Here is a 17,268-nt window from a genome sequence, read left to right as displayed (position 1 = left end):
GTCGGCCCCAGGACCGCCGAGAGGAAGGACAACCCCATGAGGCCCGGAATCCATCCCGTGTACCGCCCGGTCGTCTTCCGCGACCGTGCCGCGGACGTCGCGTTCCTCATCCCCTCCACCGCCGGCTCCGACCGGACGGTCGAGTGGGAGGACGGCGCCACCTACCCGGTGATCGACGTCGAGATCTCCTCGGCGAGCCACCCGTTCCACACCGGCACCTCCCGCGTGCTGGACACCGAAGGCCGGGTCGAGCGCTTCCGGCGCCGCTACGGCCGTACCGAGCCGGCCCGCGGCTGAGGCGGCCGGCACCCGACGAAGGGAAGGGGACGCCGATGAAGGTGCGCAAGTCCCTGCGCGCGCTGAAGTCGCGGCCCGGCGCCCAGGTGGTGCGCCGGCGCGGAGTGACCTACGTGCTCAACAAGAAGGAACCCCGCTTCAAGGCCCGCCAGGGCTGAGCGGACGACCGCACACGCGGACGGGCCCGGTCCCCGGGAGGGACCGGGCCCGTCCGCGTCCAACCGCTCAGCCCCGCCGGACGCGTCCCGTCACGCGGGAGGCGACCGTGCCGGCCGGCACCAGCGGGCAACGGCACCCGGTCCGCCCGCTGCCGCGTCGTTCCGCCCCGTCGGTCACGAGGCGGGGGCTCCGTCCGGACCGGGGACGGTCCGCCGGATCAGGTGGTCGACCACGTCGTGGAGGCTGTGCCGGCGGCGGTGGGCCGCTCGCTGGCGGTCGGCACCGTTCCCCGCCGTACCGAGGCGTTCCCGCAGCGCGCGGACCACGCCGCGCTCCGCCGGGGCGAGGGCCGGCAGGGCGGTACGCCAGAGCCGGTCGAGGTGTTCGGCCGCGGGTTCCAGCCGGCCGGTCCGCAGGTCGACGGCCCCGCCCCGGACGCCGTCGCGGGCGGCACGCCAGTACGCGGCCCGCAGCAGCTCGGGCTCCGGGCGCGGGGCGGGCCGCCCGTCCCGTACGGCCGACAGGGCGGCGCCGGCCAGGCCCTTGACGGCCGCGGCGAGCAGCAGCGTGTCCTCGACGGTGGGGGCCGCGTCGGCGACGCGGATCTCCAGGGTGGGCACATGGTGGGAGGGGCGGATGTCCCAGTACAGCCCGCCGCGGTCGAGGAGGGTGCCGCCGCTGATGAGCCGGCCGACCAGGTCCTCGAAGTGGGAGACCGACTCGAAGTACGGCGGGGCCCCGGCCACCGGCCACCGCCCCCAGGTGAGCGTGCGCCAGCTGTCGTAGCCGGTGTCCTGCCCGTCCCAGTACGGCGAGTTCGCGGTCAGCGCGATCAGCGCCGGCAGCCAGGGCCGCAGGTGGTTGGCGACCGCCAGCGCGGTGGCCAGGTCGGGGATGCCGACGTGGACGTGGCACGCGCAGACGGTCTGCTCGTGGTCCAGGGCGCGGAAGGTCGCCAGGCTCTGCGCGTAACGGACCCCGGCGGTCAGCGGTGGGGGACCGGGGCGGCCCAGGACGGGCGTCCCGCTGGAGATGATGCGCAGCCCGAGCCCGGCGGCGGCCCCCGCCACGGCCTCGCGCGTCCCGCGCAGCTCCGCCCCCAGGCCGGTCAGGCTGTCGTGCGGCTCGGTGCGCACCTCGACCTGGAACCGGGTCAGCTCGGTGGTGACCCGGTCGCCGAGTCCCTCCGCGGCCTGCGCCACGACCTTGTCCGCCCGGGTGCTCAGCTCCCGGGAGACCGGATCCACCAGCAGGTACTCCTCCTCCACGCCGACCGTGAGCGCGGTCGCGCCCCCGCACTCGTACGACGTGTTGCTGTCACGGGCCGGCGCGGGCCGGACACCGGCGGATGTCCACGTCTCGCTCTCCATGGCCATCAGTGTGACCCGAGGGGGCGCCATGCCGGGGCACGCAAGTCGGCCAAGCGGCGGAGGCCGGTCGCGGGGGAGGGGAGGTCACTTTGTCGCGCCCTGGGCGAAGCCGTTGTAGATGTAGCGCTGGAGGAAGAGGAAGACGAGGAGGGTCGGCAGGATCACCAGGATCGTGCCGGCGGAGATGTCCTCCCAGTGCGCGCCGAACGGCCCCTTGAAGCGGAAGAGGGCGGTGGAGATGGTGCCCAGGTCCTCCGACGGCATGTAGAGGAACGGGATGTAGAAGTCGTTGTAGACGGTGATGCCCTTGATGATGACGACCGTGGCGATCGCCGGTTTGAGCAGCGGCAGGATGATCTTCCAGTAGATGGTGAAGGTGTTCGCCCCGTCCAGGCGCGCGGCCTCGTCGAGGGAGACCGGGATGCCCCGGATGAACTGGAGGAAGATGTAGATGGAGACGATGTCCGTGCCCATGTAGAGCAGGATCGGCGCCCAGATGCTGTTGAACAGCCCGAAGCTGTTGACCACCTGGAAGGTCGCGACCTGGGTGGTGACCCCGGGCACCAGGGTCGCCACCAGGAACAGCGCCATGACCGGCTTCTTCGCGCGGAAGTCGAAGCGGTCGATGGCGTAGGCGGTCATGGAGCCGATGATCACCGTGCCGGTGATGGAGAACAGCAGGATGAACGTGGTGTTGGCGAAAGCGGACAGCATCTTGCCGTCGCTGAACGCCGTCGCGTAGTTGTCGAAGTTCAGCCAGTCGCCCGGCAGCGACAGCGCGCCGCCGTCCGTGACCTCCTTCGAGGTCTTGAGGGAGGTGAGGAGGACGACGACGAGCGGGACCAGCACGACCAGCGAGGCGACGATCAGCGACAGGTAGGTCAGCGCGGGCGCGATCCGGCGGCGGGCGGGCAGGGGCGTGGTCATACGAGGTCCACCTTCTCGTCGGGCACGAGGCGCCGCTGGATCCAGGTGATCAGCAGGATGATCAGGAGCAGGACGACGGCGGCCGCGGAGGCCAGGCCGGTCTTGTTGAACTGGAAGGCGAGTTTGACCGTCTGGATGACGAACGTGGTCGTGCCGGTCGCACCGCCGGTCATGATGTACGGGATCTCGAACACGGACAGGGAGCCGGAGACCGCCAGGATGACGCTGAGGCTGAGCACCGGCCGGATGCCCGGGGCGATGATGTGCCGGAACTGCTGCCAACGCGTGGCCCCGTCCAACTGGGCCGCCTCGTACAGCTCGCCGGGGATCGACTGGATCGCACCGAGGAACAGCACGAAGTTCAGTCCCGTGAAGCGCCAGACGGACACCCCCGCCAGGGAGGTGTTCGCGGAGGAGGGGGCGCCGAGCCAGGCGTGGCCGGAACCGGCGCCGAACCAGGACAGCACCGAGTCGAGCGTGCCGCCATCCTGGAAGAAGTACAGGAAGACGAAGCCGATCGCCACGCCGTTGATGAGGTAGGGGAAGAACAGGATGCCCTTGAACAGGTTGCGGAACCGCAGGTCGAAGCTGAGCACGGTCGCGAAGTACAGGGCGATCAAGATCTGCACGGCCGACGCGGCGAGGTAGTAGAAACTGACGAAGAACACCCGGAACAGCTCGGGACGGGTGAAGATCTGCCGGTAGTTGTCGGCGCCGGTGAAGTGACGGTCGGGACTGACGCCGTCCCAGTCGGTGAGGCTGTAGTAGAGCATGTTGCCCACGGGCACGTAGGTGAACGTGACCAGCAGGACCAGGGGGACGGCGAGGAAGAACCACGGGGTGAGCCGGCGCAGGACGCGCCCGCCCCGGCGGCTCCCGTCCCCGGCGGGGACCGCGCGGGGCGGCGGAGCGGTGCCCGGCACTTTCGCGGGTGCCGTGCGGGTCGTCTCGGTCATGTCGGGCCTTTCGTCTTCGCGGGTGGGCGACGGGCGGTGGCCCCGTCCAGGTGCGGACGGGGCCGGTACCGGCGTCCGGCGGGCCGGGAGCGCCGGCGGCCGCTCAGGAACCGGCGGTCCGGGCCGCCGCGTCCCACCGCTTGTCGAGGTCCGTGAAGTAGTCGTCGAGGCTTCCGTGCTGCGCGCCGCGCGCGAGGTCGACCAGCTTCTGGCGGTAGTCCGGCTTGTTCAGGCCGATCTCGGCGGCGTTGTCGATCGTGTTGACCTCGCCGGTCTTCGCCTCGGAGCGCTCCAGGAAGGTGACATCGTTGTCAGCGAAGTCCTTCAGGGTGCCGGGCATGGGAGCGGACTTGAGGGCGGAGACGGCACCCTCCTTCGCCGAGTAGCCCGACTTCTGGGTGAACCAGTCGATCCAGGCGCGGGCGGCCGCCTTGTGCGAGGAGTGGATGTTGACCGCCTGCTGGTAGTCGCTGGCGAGGACGGCGCAGTACTTGCCGCCCTTCCGCACCGGGAAGGGCATGAAGCCGATGTCGTCGGGGTCGGTGCCGGCCTTCTTCGCCGCGTCCCGCATCTGCGTGATGGCCCACGAACCGAGGTGCATGGTGGCGACCTTGCCCTGGGCTATCAGGCCCTTGGACGCCTCCCAGTTGGTCGTGCTGGGGTCCTTCTCGGACAGGCCGCCCTTGACGATGTCGTACAGCAGGGAGTCGATGGTGTTCAGCTCACCGCCCGGCTTCCAGGGGGAGACGGCGCCGGCGAGCCTGTCGTCGGCCTTGGCGTCGCAGGTGACGGAGCCGATGCTGTTGCTCCAGGCGGTCAGCGGCCAGCCGTCCTTGAAGTTCGTGTAGTACGGCAGGGCGTCCGTCTTGGCCTTGACGGCCCTGAGGTCACCGAGGAACTCCCGCGGGGTGGCCGGCCACCGGGTGATGCCGGCCTTCTTCCAGACGGCCTTGTTGTAGAGGAAGCCGTTGGCCGTGCCGAACTGGGCGATGCCGTAGACCTTGCCCCCGACGTCGGTCTTGTCGCTGAAGCGGTACGTGGCGCTCAGGTCCGCCGTGGTGCCCAGCGGGGCGAAGAACTTCGGGTAGTCGTTCTTGGAGACGGCGGCCGGGATCATGAGGACGTCGCCGTAGTCCTCGGTGTTCATCCGGATCTTCACCTCGCCCTCGTAGTCGGTGAGGGCCTCGAACCTCACCTTGACCTTCGGGTAGGTCTTGTTGAAGTCGGCGGCGTACCGGGCCATCGTCCCGTTCTGGACGAGGTCGGTGCGGGCCGTCAGCACCTTGATCGTACCCGACGCGTCGGCCGGGTCGGCGGGCGCCTTCGCGGTCTCGGTGGAGGTGGCGCCTCCACCGCCACAGCCCGCGACGGTCAGTATCGCGGTCGCCAGAAGCGCCCCGCCGAGTGTCCTCTTCTTCCCCATGTGCCCAGCTCCTTCAGGATCGCGGCTCAGCTCTGCGAGTGGGATGTCGGCACTATGTCAGCCCTTGGTTAACCGGTAAAGCTGAAATTTCGAGCACGATGCGTAATTGTTACCGTTCGATGGATCGGAGGGCCGTGACGTGGAAGTCTCGCGGAGGGGTCCCCTCGCGGAAGTCACTAGACCGGTTTATGGACAGTGCGTTGATCAGCGCGTTAGGTTGTCCGCCGTTGTCCCTCGAACGGCCTGAGTCAGGCGATTGGAGCCGCACCATGAAGGACGTCACCCCGCTCACCGGGGGCTGGAGCCTGCGCCACGGGGAGGACCTGCTGGAGGCCCGGGTGCCCGGCTGCGTCCACACCGACCTGCTGGCGGCCGGGATCATCCCGGACCCGTTCCTCGACCGCAACGAGGCCGACGTCGCCTGGGTGGGGCGCCGCGCCTGGACCTACGTCCGGCAACTGGACCACGACAGCGAGCACGAGCGCACCGACCTCGTCTTCGAGGGGCTCGACACGGCCGCGTACCTCACCCTGGGCGGGCGCCCCGTCGGCACGACGCGCAACATGCACCGCGGTCACCGGTTCGACGTCACCGGACGCACCGGTGAGCTGGAGATCCGCTTCGCCTCCGCCTACGACGAGGCGGCGGCCGTCCGCGCGGTCACGGGGGAGCGGCCCAACGTCTATCCCGAACCCTCGCAGTACATCCGGAAGATGGCGTGCGCGTTCGGCTGGGACTGGGGGCCCACCCTGGTGACCGCCGGCATCTGGCGCCCCGCCCGGCTGGAGCACTGGTCCACCGCGCGCATCGCCCGCGTCCGGCCCCTGGTCACCGTGGAGGACGGCACCGGCCGGGTCGAGGTGCGGCTGGAACTGGAACGCACCGCGCGAGGGCAGGGACGCGCCCTGCGCGCCGAGGCCCGGGTGGCCGGCGTGCGCGCCGAGGCCACCGTCACCGGCGACACGGCCGTGCTGCGCCTGGACGTCCCCGACCCGCGCCTGTGGTGGCCCCGCGGCTACGGCGAACAGCCCCTGTACGACTTCGACATCACCCTCGGCGACGAGTCCGGCCCGCTCGACACCTGGCACCGCAGGATCGGCTTCCGCACCGTGGAGCTGGACCGGTCGGCCGACGGGCACGGCACCGGCTTCACCCTCGTCGTCAACGGCGTACGGATCTTCGCCCGTGGCGTCAACTGGATCCCCGACGACGCCTTCCCCTCCCGGATCACCCCCGAGCGGTACCGCGCCCGCCTCACCCAGGCCGCCGACGCCCATGTCGACCTGGTGCGCGTGTGGGGCGGCGGCATCTACGAGGACGACGCCTTCTACGACGCCTGCGACGAACTGGGCCTCATGGTGTGGCAGGACTTCCTCTTCGCCTGCTCCGCCTACCCCGAGGAACAGCCGCTGCGCGGGGAGGTCGAGGCCGAGGCCCGCGACAACGTTGTCCGGCTCATGCCGCACCCCTCGCTGGTGCTGTGGAACGGCAACAACGAGAACCTCTGGGGCTTCCGCGACTGGGACTGGGAGGAACCCCTCGCCGGCGACTCCTGGGGCGAGGGCTACTACCTCGGCCTGCTGCCCCGCGTCGTCGCCGAACTCGACCCCACCCGCCCCTACGCCGCCGGCAGCCCCTGGTCCGGCTCGTGGGACCACCACCCCAACGACCCGGCCCACGGCACCCACCACTCGTGGGAGGTCTGGAACCGGCAGGACTACGCCGAGTACCGGGCGAACGTCCCCCGGTTCGTCGCCGAGTTCGGCTGGCAGGCGCCGCCCGCGCTGACCACCCTGCGCCGCGCCCTGCCCGGCGAGGACCTCGCCCCCGACTCCCCGGGCATGCTCCACCACCAGAAGGCGGAGGACGGCAACGGCAAGCTGAACCGCGGTGTCGCGCGCCACTTCCCGCTGCCCGAGGGCGACTTCGACCGGTGGCACTACCTGACCCAGCTCGTGCAGGCCCGCGCCGTCGCCGCGGGCATCGAGCACTGGCGCGCCCACTGGCCCGTGTGCGCCGGGACGATCGTCTGGCAGCTCAACGACTGCTGGCCGGTCACCTCCTGGGCCGCCGTCGACGGCGACGGGCGCCCCAAGCCGCTCTACCACGAGCTGCGCCGCGTCTACGCCGACCGGCTGCTCACCCTCCAGCCGGACGCCGACGGCCTCGTCCTCGCCGTGGTCAACCAGTCCGCCGGCACCTGGCGCACCACGGTGACGCTGCGGCGGGTCGAGGCGGACGGCACCGTGGCCGGCGAGGCCCGCCTCGACCTCACCGCCGGCCCCCGCTCCGTCACCCGGACCGAGGTGCCCCCGACGCTCGTACCGGACGCGGACTCCGCCAAGGAGTTCCTGGTCGCCGACGCGGACGACGACGCCGACGGGACCGGGGAGGCCCTGCGGGCCCTGCACTTCCCGGTCCCCGACAAGGACTTCGCCTACCCCCGGCCGCGTTACGACGTCACGCTCGAGCCGGTACCCGGCCAGGGAGATAGAGTCGACGTCGTGGTGAGCGCCCGTACTCTGGTCAGAGACCTCCTGCTCCAGCCCGACCGGCTCGGCCCGGCCGCCGTCTGCGACCGCGGCCGGCAGACCCTGCTGCCCGGCGAGCGGACGCGCATCCGGGTCCGGGACTGCGGGCCCGTCACCGTCGACGCCGTCACGGCCGCCCTGTTCTGCGTGGACGTGGTGTGAGCGGCTCCGCCCAGCGGGTCACCATCAAGGACGTCGCGGCCCGGGCCGGGGTGTCCAAGGGGGCGGTGTCCCTCGCCTTCAACGACAAGCCCGGCGTCTCCCAGGCCACCCGCGAGCGGATCTTCGCGGCCGCCCAGGAACTGGGCTGGGCTCCCAGCGCCACCGCCCGCAGCCTGTCCAGCCGGCGGGTCGACATCGTCGGCCTGGCCCTGTGCCGGCCCGCCCGCCTGCTGGGTCTGGAGCCGTTCTACATGGACTTCATCTCCGGCATCGAGAGCGTCCTGGCGGAGCGGTCCTGCTCCCTGCTGCTGCGCCTGGTGCGCGACCTCGACGAGGAGATCGCGCTGTACCGGGAGTGGTGGCGCGGCCGGATGATCGCCGGTGCCATCCTGGTGGACTTCCGCGAGGACGACCCCCGGGTGCCCTCCCTCCAGGGCCTCGGCCTGCCCGCGGTCGCGGTCGGCCACCCCTCCCTGACCGGGCCCTTCCCGGCGGTGTGGACGGACGACGCGTCCGCGGTCGTCGAGGCGGTCCGCTACCTGGCGGCCCTGGGTCACCGGCGCGTCGCCCGCGTCGGCGGCCCGGCCGACCTCGGGCACAGCGCCATCCGGGCCCGCGCCTTCGCCGCCACGACCCGGGAACTGGGTCTGGAGGAAGGGCGGCAGATCGCCACCGGTTTCGACGAGAAGGAGGGCGCCCGCGCCACCCGCACCCTGCTGCTCGCCGCCGACCGGCCCACCGCCATCGTCTACGACAACGACATCATGGCGGTCGCGGGGGCCGGCGTCGCGGCGGAGATGGGGTTCACCGTGCCCGACGACCTGTCGCTGCTGGCATGGGACGACTCCCAGCTGTGCCGGATCACCCACCCGACGATGACCGCCATGAGCCATGACGTGCACCACTTCGGCGCCGAGGTGGCGCGCGTGCTCTTCGACGTGGTCAACGGCACGCACACCGGCGGCCATCAGGTGCCGACCCCGTCCCTGACCCCGCGCGGCTCCACCGCGCCGGCGCCGGGGAGCGACGCGTAGGGACCGACACCGAGGGGCCGCGTCCGGTGCGGACGCGGCCCTCCGGCACGCCGGGTGAGCGGGGTCAGCCCTTGGCGCAGGCGGTCCCGTTCAGGGTGAAGGCGGCCGGCACGCCGTTGGTGCCGGTGGAGGACCCGTTGAACCCGAAACTCACACTGGAGCCGGCCGGGATCGTCTCCGTCCACGACTCGTTGCTCACCCGGACCTCGCTGCCCTGCTGCACGGCCTTGGCGTTCCACACCGAGTTGAGCTTCTGGGCGCCCGGGAAGGCGAAGGCGAGCTGCCAGCCCTTGACGGCCGTCGTGCCGGTGTTGCGGATGGTGACGTCCGCGTTGAACGAGCCGCCCCAGTCGCTGAGGGCGTAGCCGACCGAGCAACTCCCGGTCGCCGGGGTGCCGTCGGCGAAGACGCCGGCCTCCTTGGCGGTCTGCTTGATGCCATCGGCACCGGAGAAGATCCGCTGCCCCCACGCGGTGAGCCTCGAGGCGTCGAACCCGGTGGCCATGTCCAGGTACTCCACGCCGCCGCCGTTGCCGCTCCACGACCAGCCGAGGTAGCCGACGCCGAGGCGCTGCGCCGTCGCCATGATGGCGTCCTCGTCCGGGTCACCGTCCGAGTGCATGTTGCCGAATTCCCCGACCACGATGGGCAGGTGCCGGGAGGTGAACGACTCCAGGTAGTTCCCGACCTTGTCGGCGGTGTCGAACACGCCGTACATGTGGATCGAGAAGACCGTGTTGCGGTCGGGGTCCGCGGCGAACACCTCCGCGGCGTGGTCGCGCATCGTGAACGACCAGTCCTGGCCCCAGTTGGGGGCGTCGACCATGAGGGTGTGGCGGAAGCCGGCGGCCCGCATGCGGGTCACGGCGTTCGTGGTGTCGGCCGTCCACGAGGCGTACCCGGTGTTGCCGTAGGGCTCGTTCCCGATGTTCAGGACGACGTACTTCTCCTGGCCCTGCACCGCGGCCTTGACGCTGGTCCAGTAGTCGACGGCGCGGGAGAGGGACACCGCGCCGTCCTGCTCGCCGTAGCCGGTGGTGTCGTGGGCCTCCAGGACGCAGACGAGCCGGTTCGCCTTGCACTGGGCGACGACGGACGCGACGTCGGCGGTGTCGTTCTTGGTCCAGCGGTCACCCGTGGCGAGCACCACGCGCACCGAGTTGGCGCCGAGCGCCTTCACGTCCTTCAGGGCCTGCGCGGTCCTGGTGGGATACCAGGCGTGGGCGTGGTTCACGCCCCGCAGCACGAAGTCCTTGCCGGTGGCGTCCAGCAGCCGCCCGTCGGTGACGTGGAAGCCCGGTGCGGCCTGCGTGTCCGCCTGTGCGGGGGTCGGCGCGGCCAGTATCGAGGCGGCGAGGGCCAACAACGCTCCCGCCGCGGTGGCCAGGGGGTTTCTCATGACTGCTCCCAGGATGGTGGCGCGTGCGGCGGGACACGGGGACGTCTCCGGCGCACGGCGCGGCCGTTCAGTGCATGGCTGTGGGTCCGGCCCGCCGCCCGGTGCCGGTTCGGCGGCTCGCACCGGGCGGCGGGCCGGGAGAGAGGCTAGAACGAGACTGTCGCGCGGACAACCATTCGAACCAAACCGGTTAAGTTTAGTTGAAGTTAAGCTGACGCGGCAGGACGGGCACGTGGGCGGGTCTTCTGAATCATTTGGAGAAACCGGTTTAGTAGCCGTGGTGGCCCGTCTCCGGCGTCCTCCGGCGGGGCGGCCGTCGGTTCGTGAAAGGGAGCCCCATGGACGTCATGGCCGCGAGGGACCGCGTCTTCCGCACGCTGGACGCGGACGGCGACGGTGTGATCACCCGCGAGGAGTACCTGGTCCGGCCGGAACGGGCCGCGGCGCGGCTGGGCCGCGGGGTCAACGACCCGCTCGTCGCCGTCGCCCGCAGCCGGCACGAGCGCGTCTACGACTCCATGGACGGGGACGGGGACGGCAGGGTGACCTTCGAGGAATACGCGGCGTGGGCGGGGGCCCACACCTTCGACGACGTCTGCCGGCAGGCCCTGGGGTCCCTGTTCGACCTCGCCGACGCCGACGGCATGCTGGTCCGCGAGGAGTTCACCCGGCTGCGGGAGGTCCTCGGGAACAGCGCCGGCAACGCGGGGGAGGCGTTCGACGCCCTGGACGCCGACGGTGACGGCCGCGTCCACCGCGACGAGTACCTCGCCGCCATCCGCGCCTTCGTCAGCGAGGGCGCGTCACCCATGTACGACGCACTGGTCGCCGCCCCCTGAACGGCCGCCGTAGGCTCCTGCCCCGCAGGCGGCCGCCCGTCACTCCTTCACGGCGCCGCCCAGCCCGGAGACCAGGCGCCGCTGCACGAGGACGAAGAACACCAGCACCGGCACCGTCATCACCGTGGACGCCGCCATGACCCCGCCCCAGTCCGGCTGGTCGGGCTTGTAGAAGACGAGGAGCGCCATCGGCAGCGTCGACTGCGACGTGTCGCTGATGATGAACGACTTGGCGAACAGGAAGTCGTTCCAGGCGGAGATGAAGGAGAACACGCTCGTGGCCACCAGGCCCGGCAGGACGAGCGGGAGCAGGATCTGCCACAGGAACCGCGCCCGGCTCGCCCCGTCCAGGTACGCGGCCTCCTCCAGCGACTCCGGTACGGCCTTCACGAACCCCCGCAGCATCCAGATCGCGAACGGCAGCGAGAAGGCGATGTGCGGCAGGATCAGCGAACCCAGCGTGTTCAACTGGCCGAAGTCGCGCATCAGGAAGAACAGCGGGATGGTGAGCGCCTCCACCGGCACCATCTGCGCCACCAGGAACAGGATCAGCAGGGTGGTCCGGAAGCGGAACCGGAAGCGGGTCACGGCGGTCGCGGCGAGGAACGCGAGCAGCGCGGAGGCGACCACGACACTCACCGCGACGACGAGACTGTTGACGAAGTACCGCCCGAAGTCGTGCTGCTGGAACACGCGCCGGAACGAGTCCAGGGAGGGCGACGACGTCCAGGGCCTCGGTCGCGTCGACTCGATCTCCCCGGCCGGTCGCAACGCGCTGAGCACCATCCAGTAGAGCGGGAAGGCGACCACCGCCGCCGTCAGCAGCGCGGTCGCCTCGGCCGCCGGCCGCCATGGACTCCGCACGGGCCGGCGCCGCGCACGCGCCGTTCCCCTCCCGCCCACGGTTTCTCCCGCGCTCACAGGTCCTCCCCTCGGCGGCGCAGCAGCCGCAGGTATCCGAGCGTCACGCCGAGCAGGATCAGCAGCGTCACCACGCCGATCGCCGAACCAAGGCTGTACTGCGAGGACGCGAACGCCTTCTGGTAGGCGTAGACGTTCAGGACCAGGTTCTGGCCGGCGATGCCCCCGCCGTCGGTCATCACGTAGATCTGGGTGAAGACCTTGAAGTCCCAGATCACCGACTGCACGGTGACGATGACCAGGATCGGCCGGAGCATGGGCGCCAGCACCGAGCGCCAGGTCCGCCACTGCGAGGCGCCGTCCAGGGCGGCGGCCTCCAGTACCTCGCCGGGCACCGCGCGGATGCCGGCGTAGACGGTGACCATCACGAACGGGAAGGAGCACCACACCACTTCGAGCAGGACCAGGAGGAAGGCGCTGTAACGGCCGTAGGTCCACGAGAAGTCGCCCAGGCCGAGGAGACGGTTCACCGGGCCGAAGTCGGGATCGAAGAGGAACAGCCAGACCGTGGAACCGGTGACGGTCGGTGTGGCCCACGCTCCCAGCGCGGCCAGCAGCAGCGTGAGCCGCGGGACGGCGCGGACGCGGGTCAGCAGGACCGCGAGCGCGCAGCCCACCGCGAGCGTGGAGAGCACACAGGCCGCCGCGAAGCCGATCGTCGCCAGCAGCACCTGCCAGAACTGGTCGTCGGCGAACAGCTCGCGGTAGTTGGACAGGCCCCGGAAGCTGGTCGGTTCACCCCCGCTGACCTGCGCCTGGGTGTACTGGAGGACGGACATCAGGCCGAGCTGGTAGACCGGGTAGGCCAGCAGGCCGCCGAGGACGGCGAGGGCGGGTGCGAGGTAGAGCCAGGGGACCCAGCCACCGCGCGGGCCCGCCGGGCGCCGGCTCCGGCGGGACGGCACCGGTGTCGCGACGGCCGGCTGTGCGGCGACCGCCTCCTGCCGGGAGATGCCGGTCCGCGTCGCCCGGTCCGCGGCGGTCGTCCCCGGCCCTCCGGCGCCGGTTGCCGGTCCGGCGGCGTCCGGCGGGGGAGCGGCGCCGGTCGTCCGGGTCATCCCACGGTCCCGAACGCGTCGTTCATCTTCTTCGCCGCCTCGGCGGAGGCGGCGGCCACGTCCTTCTTGCCGCTGACGATCTCCTGGAACATGGTCGGCAGCACCAGCGAGGAGTCGATCTGGGCCCAGGCGGGCGAGGCCGGCACGAACTTGGTGCCGGCGGCGAGGGTGCGCACGAACGGCTTCACGAACGGCTGCTCGGCCGCGGCCCGCTGCCGTACGTCGGCGAAGGTCGGCAGGAAGCCCATGGCGTCGAAGAGCCGGCCCTGCGTCTCCTTGGACGCGAGCCGCTTCATCAGGTCGACGGCGAGGGTGCGGTGCGAGGTGCTCTTCAGTACGCCGATGTTGTTGCCGCCCGCGAACGCCGGGGCGATCGAGCCGGGCTCCACACCGGGCAGCGGCACCACCGCGTACTTGCCCTTGACCTTCCCGGCCTCGACCGCGGCATGGCTGAAGTCACCACCGATCGCCATGGCCGCCTTGCCGGAGGCGAAGGCGGTCACGGTGTCGTTGCCGCCCATGCCCGCGCACTTGGCGGCGGGGCAGTTGTCGTCGCCGAAGAGGGAGGTGTACGCCTCGATGCCCTTCCGGGCGGCGGCACGGTCGATGACCGAGGCGTACGAGCCGCCCTTGCCGCCGGCCAGGTCGCCGCTGTGGGCCCAGATGAACGGCATCGCGCCGTACGTGTAGGCGCCGCCGACCGCGAGGCCGTACAGACCGGGTCTGGCGGCCCGGACGCGCTTCGCGGTGGAGATCAGCTCGGCCTGCGACCGCGGGACGCGCAGGCCGAGTTCGCGCAGTACGTCGGTCCGGTAGTAGAGCGCCCGGACGCCGACGAAGTAGGGCGCCCCGTAGATCCTGCCGTCCACGGTGACGGACTGACGGGCGGTCGGATCGGTGTCCTTGGCCTCGCTCCAGGCGTTGAAGTCCTTGGTGACGTCCGCGAGTCCGCCGTCGCGCACGTAGCCGGCGGTGTCGGTGTTGCCGTACTCGATGACGTCGGGCGCGGACTTCGGGTCGTTGAAGGCGGCCTTGATGCGCTGGGCCCGGCTCTCCACCGGGATGTACTCGACGGTGGCCCGGGCGCCCCCGTGGGCCTTCCGGAAGTCGGCGAGCACCGCGTCGACGACGCGCTGCTTGGGCTGGTTGTCGACCTCCTGGAAGAGCCAGACGCGCAGGGTGCCGGTCTTCTCGTCCTTGCCGGAGGAGGAGCCGCCCGAGGTCTGGGGCGCGCAGGCGGCGGTCAGGACGACGGTGAGCGCGGTGAACCCGGCAATACGGACGGACAGCTTCATGCGGTGCTCCTCCGATGGGCGCGTTGCAGCATGCGCAATGACGGTTTCGCCCTGCACAACACTCGGAGGCTAGAGACAGCGTCGACGTGCCCACAAGAGGTCTCAACCACTCTGTGACCGGCAGCCGCACGCCGTGCAACGGCGAACGGTCGCAAAGGCCTCGGGGCATGAAAAAACCACCGTCGCGCGGTCGCGGCGGTGGAGCGGGGTCCATCTGATGCGGGCGGGTGGTACCGGTGGAGCGGTCCGGAGCCGTGGCCCGCGGGCGGCGTCCGCCCGCGGGTCACCGGCTGGGTCACCGGCGCGGCCGCGCGGGCCGGGTGGCCGGCTCCTGTCCGAGCTTGTCCTTCTGCGCCTTGAGCTTGCGCCACACCGTGCCGAGGGCCTCGATGTCCCGCTCGTCGAGGAGGTCGGTGAACACCGGCGCCAGGGCCTCCCTGCGGGTGGCGTCCGCCTGCTCGAAGACCCGGCGGCCCTCGGTGGTGAGCGAGACCTCGACCGACCGCGCGTCGCGCGCCGACGGAGTCCGGTCCACCAGGCCGCGCCCCTGGAGGGCGTCCACGACCCGGGAGACCTGGCTGCGGCTGAGCATGGTGCTGTTGCCGAGGACGGAGGCCGGCACGGGCTCCGGGCTGGACGCCAGCCACAGCATCACCTCGAACCAGGAGACGGGGAGGTCGTGCGCTCTGACCAGGGCCCGGTCGACGTGCTCGGTCATCACGGTGCCCGCCCAGACGAGCCCGTAGAACGCGTGGTCCGCGGCGGGCATCTCGGCCTGCGACAGCTTCTTCGGCATGGCACCGAGTATAGGCGAGTTGCGTGCGCACACACATATAGTTATGTTGTGTGTGCACGCACATAATCCTCAGGGAAGGCCTCACCATGACCACCACGCCCCGCACCGTCCTCATCACCGGTACCTCCTCCGGCATCGGCCTCGCCGCCGCCGTCGCCACCGCGAAGGCGGGCTGGCGCACGGTCGCCACCCTCCGTGACACCACCCGCGCCGACGCGCTGCGCCGGGCCGCCGCGGACGCCGGTGTCACGCTCGACATCCGGCAGCTCGACGTGACCGACGCGGACTCCGTCACCGCCGCCGTCGACGGCGTGATCGCCGACCACGGCCGCCTCGACGCCGTCGTCAACAACGCGGGCGCCGGCCACCTGGGCACCCTGGAGACCGACACGGTGGACGACGTCCGCGACGTGATGGAGGTCAACTTCTTCGGCGTCCTGAACGTCTCCAGGGCCGCCCTGCCCCACCTGCGCGCCACCGGTGGCCGTCTGGTCACCGTCACCAGCGTCGGCGGAGTCGTCGGTCAGCCGTTCAACGAGGCGTACTGCGCCGCCAAGTTCGCCGTCGAGGGCTACATGGAGAGCCTGGCCCCCGTCACGCGGACGCTGGGCGTGAGCGTGTCCGTCGTGGAACCCGGCGCGGTGGCCACCGAGTTCGTGAACAACATCGGCATCGACCTCGGCGCCGACATGGCCGCCGGCCCGTACTCCGGCGCCCTGCGCCGCTACATCGACCGCACCACCGAGCAGTTCAAGGACGGCAACGCCCAGACCCCGGCCGCGGCGGCGGAGGCGGTTATGGAGGCCCTCCACGCCGACCGGCCGGCTTTCCGGATCCAGACCTCCGACTGGGCCCGCTCCTTCGTCGGCACCAAGCTGGCCGACACCGACGGTTCCGCGGTCCAGGAGCTCACCGCCACCTGGATCGCCTGACCGACCCCGCGGAGTGCCCGGCCGGCCGAGGCCCCGACCCCGACCGGCCCCGCGCTCGTCGGGTCGCCCGTCATCGCCGGCGGCACGCGGGGCGCGCCCGGTCACTCCGCATGGCGGAGAGCAGATCCGCGCATTCCGGGTAGTGCGGTAGAGAACGCCACCGCCGGTGGCCTACGGACACGAGGATCGAATGCGCGACATCGCGGGCACCGGCGGGCGGCCCTCCGCCCACGGCACACCACTGGCGGGGCGCGTCGCCGTCGTCACCGGGGCGGCCCGGGGGATCGGTGAGGCGCTCGCCCGGCGCCTGTCCGCCACCGGTATGAAGGTGGCCCTGCTGGGCCGTGAGGCGGAGACCCTGCGTCAGGCCGCCGCGGCCCTGACCGCACCGAGCATCTGCGTCGAGGCGGACGTCACCGACCGCGCCGCGCTCGACGCCGCCGCCCGGCAGGTCGCCGAACGGCTCGGCCCGGCCAGCGTCCTGGTGGCCAACGCGGGCATCGCCGCGGGCGGACCGTTCAGCCGCACGGAAGCCGACCTGTGGCAGCGGGTCATCGACGTCAACCTGGTCGGCGCCGCGAACACCGCCCGCTCCTTCCTGCCGCAACTCGCCCGGACACGCGGCTACTTCCTCCAGATCGCCTCCACCGCCGCCTTCGGCTCCGCGCCCATGATGAGCGCGTACTGCGCCTCCAAGGCCGGCGTGGAATCCTTCGCCCAGGCCCTGCGCGGCGAGGTCGAACCCGACGGTGTCGCCGTCGGCATCGCCTACCTCCACTGGACCGGCACCGACATGATCAGCGGCATCGACGACCATCCCGTCCTGCGTGCCCTGCGCCAGAACCAGCCCTGGTTCGCCCGCCGGGTGCACACCCCCGACCAGGTGGCCGACTGGCTCGCCGCCGGTGTCCTGCACCGCGCCCACCACGTCTACGCCCCGCCGTGGCTGCGCTGGTGCCAGCCCCTGCGGCCGCTCTTCCCGCCCCTGGTCGCCCGGCTCGCCCGGCGCGAACTCAAGGCCCTCTCCACCGCGGAACTCGGCCACGAGGTCGGAGTCCTGGGTGCCGGGGGCCGCGCCGACTGGGACGCCTTCTCCTCCGCCGCGCACCCGCGCTCCGGCCCGCGGGGATAGCCGCACCCGCCCCGCTCCACCCGGGACGGCGATGTCC

16 protein-coding genes are annotated in these 17,268 nt (G+C 71.6%); 7 read left to right on the top strand and 9 right to left on the bottom strand.

What is annotated here, in order from left to right; genetic code table 11:
• Window positions 1-36: 36 nt before the first annotated feature.
• Window positions 37-297 carry a type B 50S ribosomal protein L31 gene (locus ACIQVT_RS02895; protein WP_403746449.1) on the top strand — a complete coding sequence of 87 codons (261 nt, stop codon included), beginning with the start codon at window positions 37-39 and terminating at the stop codon, window positions 295-297.
• A gap of 35 nt (window positions 298-332) precedes the next feature.
• On the top strand, window positions 333-455 hold the full coding sequence (gene ykgO, locus ACIQVT_RS02890) for a type B 50S ribosomal protein L36 (protein ID WP_121785362.1): 123 nt from the start codon (window positions 333-335) through the stop codon (window positions 453-455).
• Between the two features lie 174 nt (window positions 456-629).
• On the opposite strand, the gene ACIQVT_RS02885 is transcribed toward ykgO, so the two are convergent.
• The 4 genes from ACIQVT_RS02885 to ACIQVT_RS02870 all read right to left on the bottom strand — a co-directional run bounded on the left by ACIQVT_RS02885 (window position 630) and on the right by ACIQVT_RS02870 (window position 5,132).
• Complete coding sequence (locus tag ACIQVT_RS02885) at window positions 630-1,826, bottom strand: glutamate--cysteine ligase (RefSeq protein ID WP_403746445.1); 1,197 nt, start codon at window positions 1,824-1,826, stop codon at window positions 630-632.
• A gap of 84 nt (window positions 1,827-1,910) precedes the next feature.
• Complete coding sequence (locus tag ACIQVT_RS02880) at window positions 1,911-2,753, bottom strand: carbohydrate ABC transporter permease (protein ID WP_403746443.1); 843 nt, start codon at window positions 2,751-2,753, stop codon at window positions 1,911-1,913.
• Window positions 2,750-3,709, bottom strand: coding sequence for a carbohydrate ABC transporter permease (locus ACIQVT_RS02875; RefSeq protein ID WP_403746440.1), 960 nt, complete (start codon window positions 3,707-3,709; stop codon window positions 2,750-2,752). Before ACIQVT_RS02875 ends, ACIQVT_RS02880 begins: the two co-directional genes overlap by 4 nt.
• Before the next feature lie 103 nt (window positions 3,710-3,812).
• On the bottom strand, window positions 3,813-5,132 hold the full coding sequence (locus ACIQVT_RS02870; protein WP_403746438.1) for an ABC transporter substrate-binding protein: 1,320 nt from the start codon (window positions 5,130-5,132) through the stop codon (window positions 3,813-3,815).
• Between the two features lie 269 nt (window positions 5,133-5,401).
• Between ACIQVT_RS02870 and ACIQVT_RS02865 the strand changes: the two genes are divergently transcribed.
• Window positions 5,402-7,825 carry a glycoside hydrolase family 2 protein gene (locus tag ACIQVT_RS02865; protein WP_403746435.1) on the top strand — a complete coding sequence of 808 codons (2,424 nt, stop codon included), beginning with the start codon at window positions 5,402-5,404 and terminating at the stop codon, window positions 7,823-7,825.
• Window positions 7,822-8,859, top strand: a complete 1,038-nt coding sequence (locus tag ACIQVT_RS02860; RefSeq protein WP_403746432.1) for a LacI family DNA-binding transcriptional regulator — start codon at window positions 7,822-7,824, stop codon at window positions 8,857-8,859. The genes ACIQVT_RS02865 and ACIQVT_RS02860 overlap by 4 nt, the downstream gene beginning before the upstream one ends.
• A 64-nt stretch (window positions 8,860-8,923) precedes the next feature.
• On the opposite strand, the gene ACIQVT_RS02855 is transcribed toward ACIQVT_RS02860, so the two are convergent.
• Complete coding sequence (locus tag ACIQVT_RS02855) at window positions 8,924-10,258, bottom strand: cellulase family glycosylhydrolase (RefSeq protein ID WP_403746428.1); 1,335 nt, start codon at window positions 10,256-10,258, stop codon at window positions 8,924-8,926.
• Window positions 10,259-10,596: 338 nt separating this feature from the next.
• Between ACIQVT_RS02855 and ACIQVT_RS02850 the strand changes: the two genes are divergently transcribed.
• Window positions 10,597-11,097 carry an EF-hand domain-containing protein gene (locus tag ACIQVT_RS02850; RefSeq protein ID WP_403746424.1) on the top strand — a complete coding sequence of 167 codons (501 nt, stop codon included), beginning with the start codon at window positions 10,597-10,599 and terminating at the stop codon, window positions 11,095-11,097.
• A gap of 39 nt (window positions 11,098-11,136) precedes the next feature.
• On the opposite strand, the gene ACIQVT_RS02845 is transcribed toward ACIQVT_RS02850, so the two are convergent.
• The 4 genes from ACIQVT_RS02845 to ACIQVT_RS02830 all read right to left on the bottom strand — a co-directional run bounded on the left by ACIQVT_RS02845 (window position 11,137) and on the right by ACIQVT_RS02830 (window position 15,167).
• Window positions 11,137-11,961, bottom strand: a complete 825-nt coding sequence (locus ACIQVT_RS02845) for a carbohydrate ABC transporter permease (protein ID WP_403746421.1) — start codon at window positions 11,959-11,961, stop codon at window positions 11,137-11,139.
• Window positions 11,962-12,014: 53 nt separating this feature from the next.
• Window positions 12,015-13,076: a carbohydrate ABC transporter permease gene (locus tag ACIQVT_RS02840; RefSeq protein ID WP_403746415.1), complete on the bottom strand. Its 1,062-nt coding sequence runs from the start codon at window positions 13,074-13,076 to the stop codon at window positions 12,015-12,017.
• Window positions 13,073-14,371 carry an extracellular solute-binding protein gene (locus ACIQVT_RS02835; RefSeq protein ID WP_403746412.1) on the bottom strand — a complete coding sequence of 433 codons (1,299 nt, stop codon included), beginning with the start codon at window positions 14,369-14,371 and terminating at the stop codon, window positions 13,073-13,075. Before ACIQVT_RS02835 ends, ACIQVT_RS02840 begins: the two co-directional genes overlap by 4 nt.
• A 295-nt stretch (window positions 14,372-14,666) precedes the next feature.
• Window positions 14,667-15,167 carry a MarR family winged helix-turn-helix transcriptional regulator gene (locus ACIQVT_RS02830; RefSeq protein WP_403746409.1) on the bottom strand — a complete coding sequence of 167 codons (501 nt, stop codon included), beginning with the start codon at window positions 15,165-15,167 and terminating at the stop codon, window positions 14,667-14,669.
• An 86-nt stretch (window positions 15,168-15,253) separates the two neighbouring features.
• Here ACIQVT_RS02830 and ACIQVT_RS02825 point away from each other — a divergent pair, with 86 nt between their 5' ends.
• The gene (locus tag ACIQVT_RS02825; RefSeq protein ID WP_403746406.1) at window positions 15,254-16,099 is read left to right on the top strand and encodes an SDR family NAD(P)-dependent oxidoreductase; all 846 of its coding nucleotides are present in this window, start codon (window positions 15,254-15,256) and stop codon (window positions 16,097-16,099) included.
• A 190-nt stretch (window positions 16,100-16,289) separates the two neighbouring features.
• On the top strand, window positions 16,290-17,231 hold the full coding sequence (locus ACIQVT_RS02820; RefSeq protein WP_403746401.1) for an SDR family oxidoreductase: 942 nt from the start codon (window positions 16,290-16,292) through the stop codon (window positions 17,229-17,231).
• The last annotated feature ends 37 nt before the right edge of the window (window positions 17,232-17,268 follow it).

This window comes from Streptomyces sp. NPDC100445 (assembly GCF_044759735.1).
Lineage (GTDB): Bacteria > Actinomycetota > Actinomycetes > Streptomycetales > Streptomycetaceae > Streptomyces.
This window is presented reverse-complemented; position numbering and strand designations above follow the sequence as displayed.

Coding starts and splice junctions, on each gene's coding strand:
- ACIQVT_RS02895 (WP_403746449.1), top strand. CDS start 37: ATGAGGCCCGGAATCCATCCCGTGTACCGCCCGGTCGTCTTCCGCGAC.
- ykgO (WP_121785362.1), top strand. CDS start 333: ATGAAGGTGCGCAAGTCCCTGCGCGCGCTGAAGTCGCGGCCCGGCGCC.
- ACIQVT_RS02885 (WP_403746445.1), bottom strand. CDS start 1,826: ATGGAGAGCGAGACGTGGACATCCGCCGGTGTCCGGCCCGCGCCGGCC.
- ACIQVT_RS02880 (WP_403746443.1), bottom strand. CDS start 2,753: ATGACCACGCCCCTGCCCGCCCGCCGCCGGATCGCGCCCGCGCTGACC.
- ACIQVT_RS02875 (WP_403746440.1), bottom strand. CDS start 3,709: ATGACCGAGACGACCCGCACGGCACCCGCGAAAGTGCCGGGCACCGCT.
- ACIQVT_RS02870 (WP_403746438.1), bottom strand. CDS start 5,132: ATGGGGAAGAAGAGGACACTCGGCGGGGCGCTTCTGGCGACCGCGATA.
- ACIQVT_RS02865 (WP_403746435.1), top strand. CDS start 5,402: ATGAAGGACGTCACCCCGCTCACCGGGGGCTGGAGCCTGCGCCACGGG.
- ACIQVT_RS02855 (WP_403746428.1), bottom strand. CDS start 10,258: ATGAGAAACCCCCTGGCCACCGCGGCGGGAGCGTTGTTGGCCCTCGCC.
- ACIQVT_RS02850 (WP_403746424.1), top strand. CDS start 10,597: ATGGACGTCATGGCCGCGAGGGACCGCGTCTTCCGCACGCTGGACGCG.
- ACIQVT_RS02840 (WP_403746415.1), bottom strand. CDS start 13,076: ATGACCCGGACGACCGGCGCCGCTCCCCCGCCGGACGCCGCCGGACCG.
- ACIQVT_RS02835 (WP_403746412.1), bottom strand. CDS start 14,371: ATGAAGCTGTCCGTCCGTATTGCCGGGTTCACCGCGCTCACCGTCGTC.
- ACIQVT_RS02830 (WP_403746409.1), bottom strand. CDS start 15,167: ATGCCGAAGAAGCTGTCGCAGGCCGAGATGCCCGCCGCGGACCACGCG.
- ACIQVT_RS02825 (WP_403746406.1), top strand. CDS start 15,254: ATGACCACCACGCCCCGCACCGTCCTCATCACCGGTACCTCCTCCGGC.
- ACIQVT_RS02820 (WP_403746401.1), top strand. CDS start 16,290: ATGCGCGACATCGCGGGCACCGGCGGGCGGCCCTCCGCCCACGGCACA.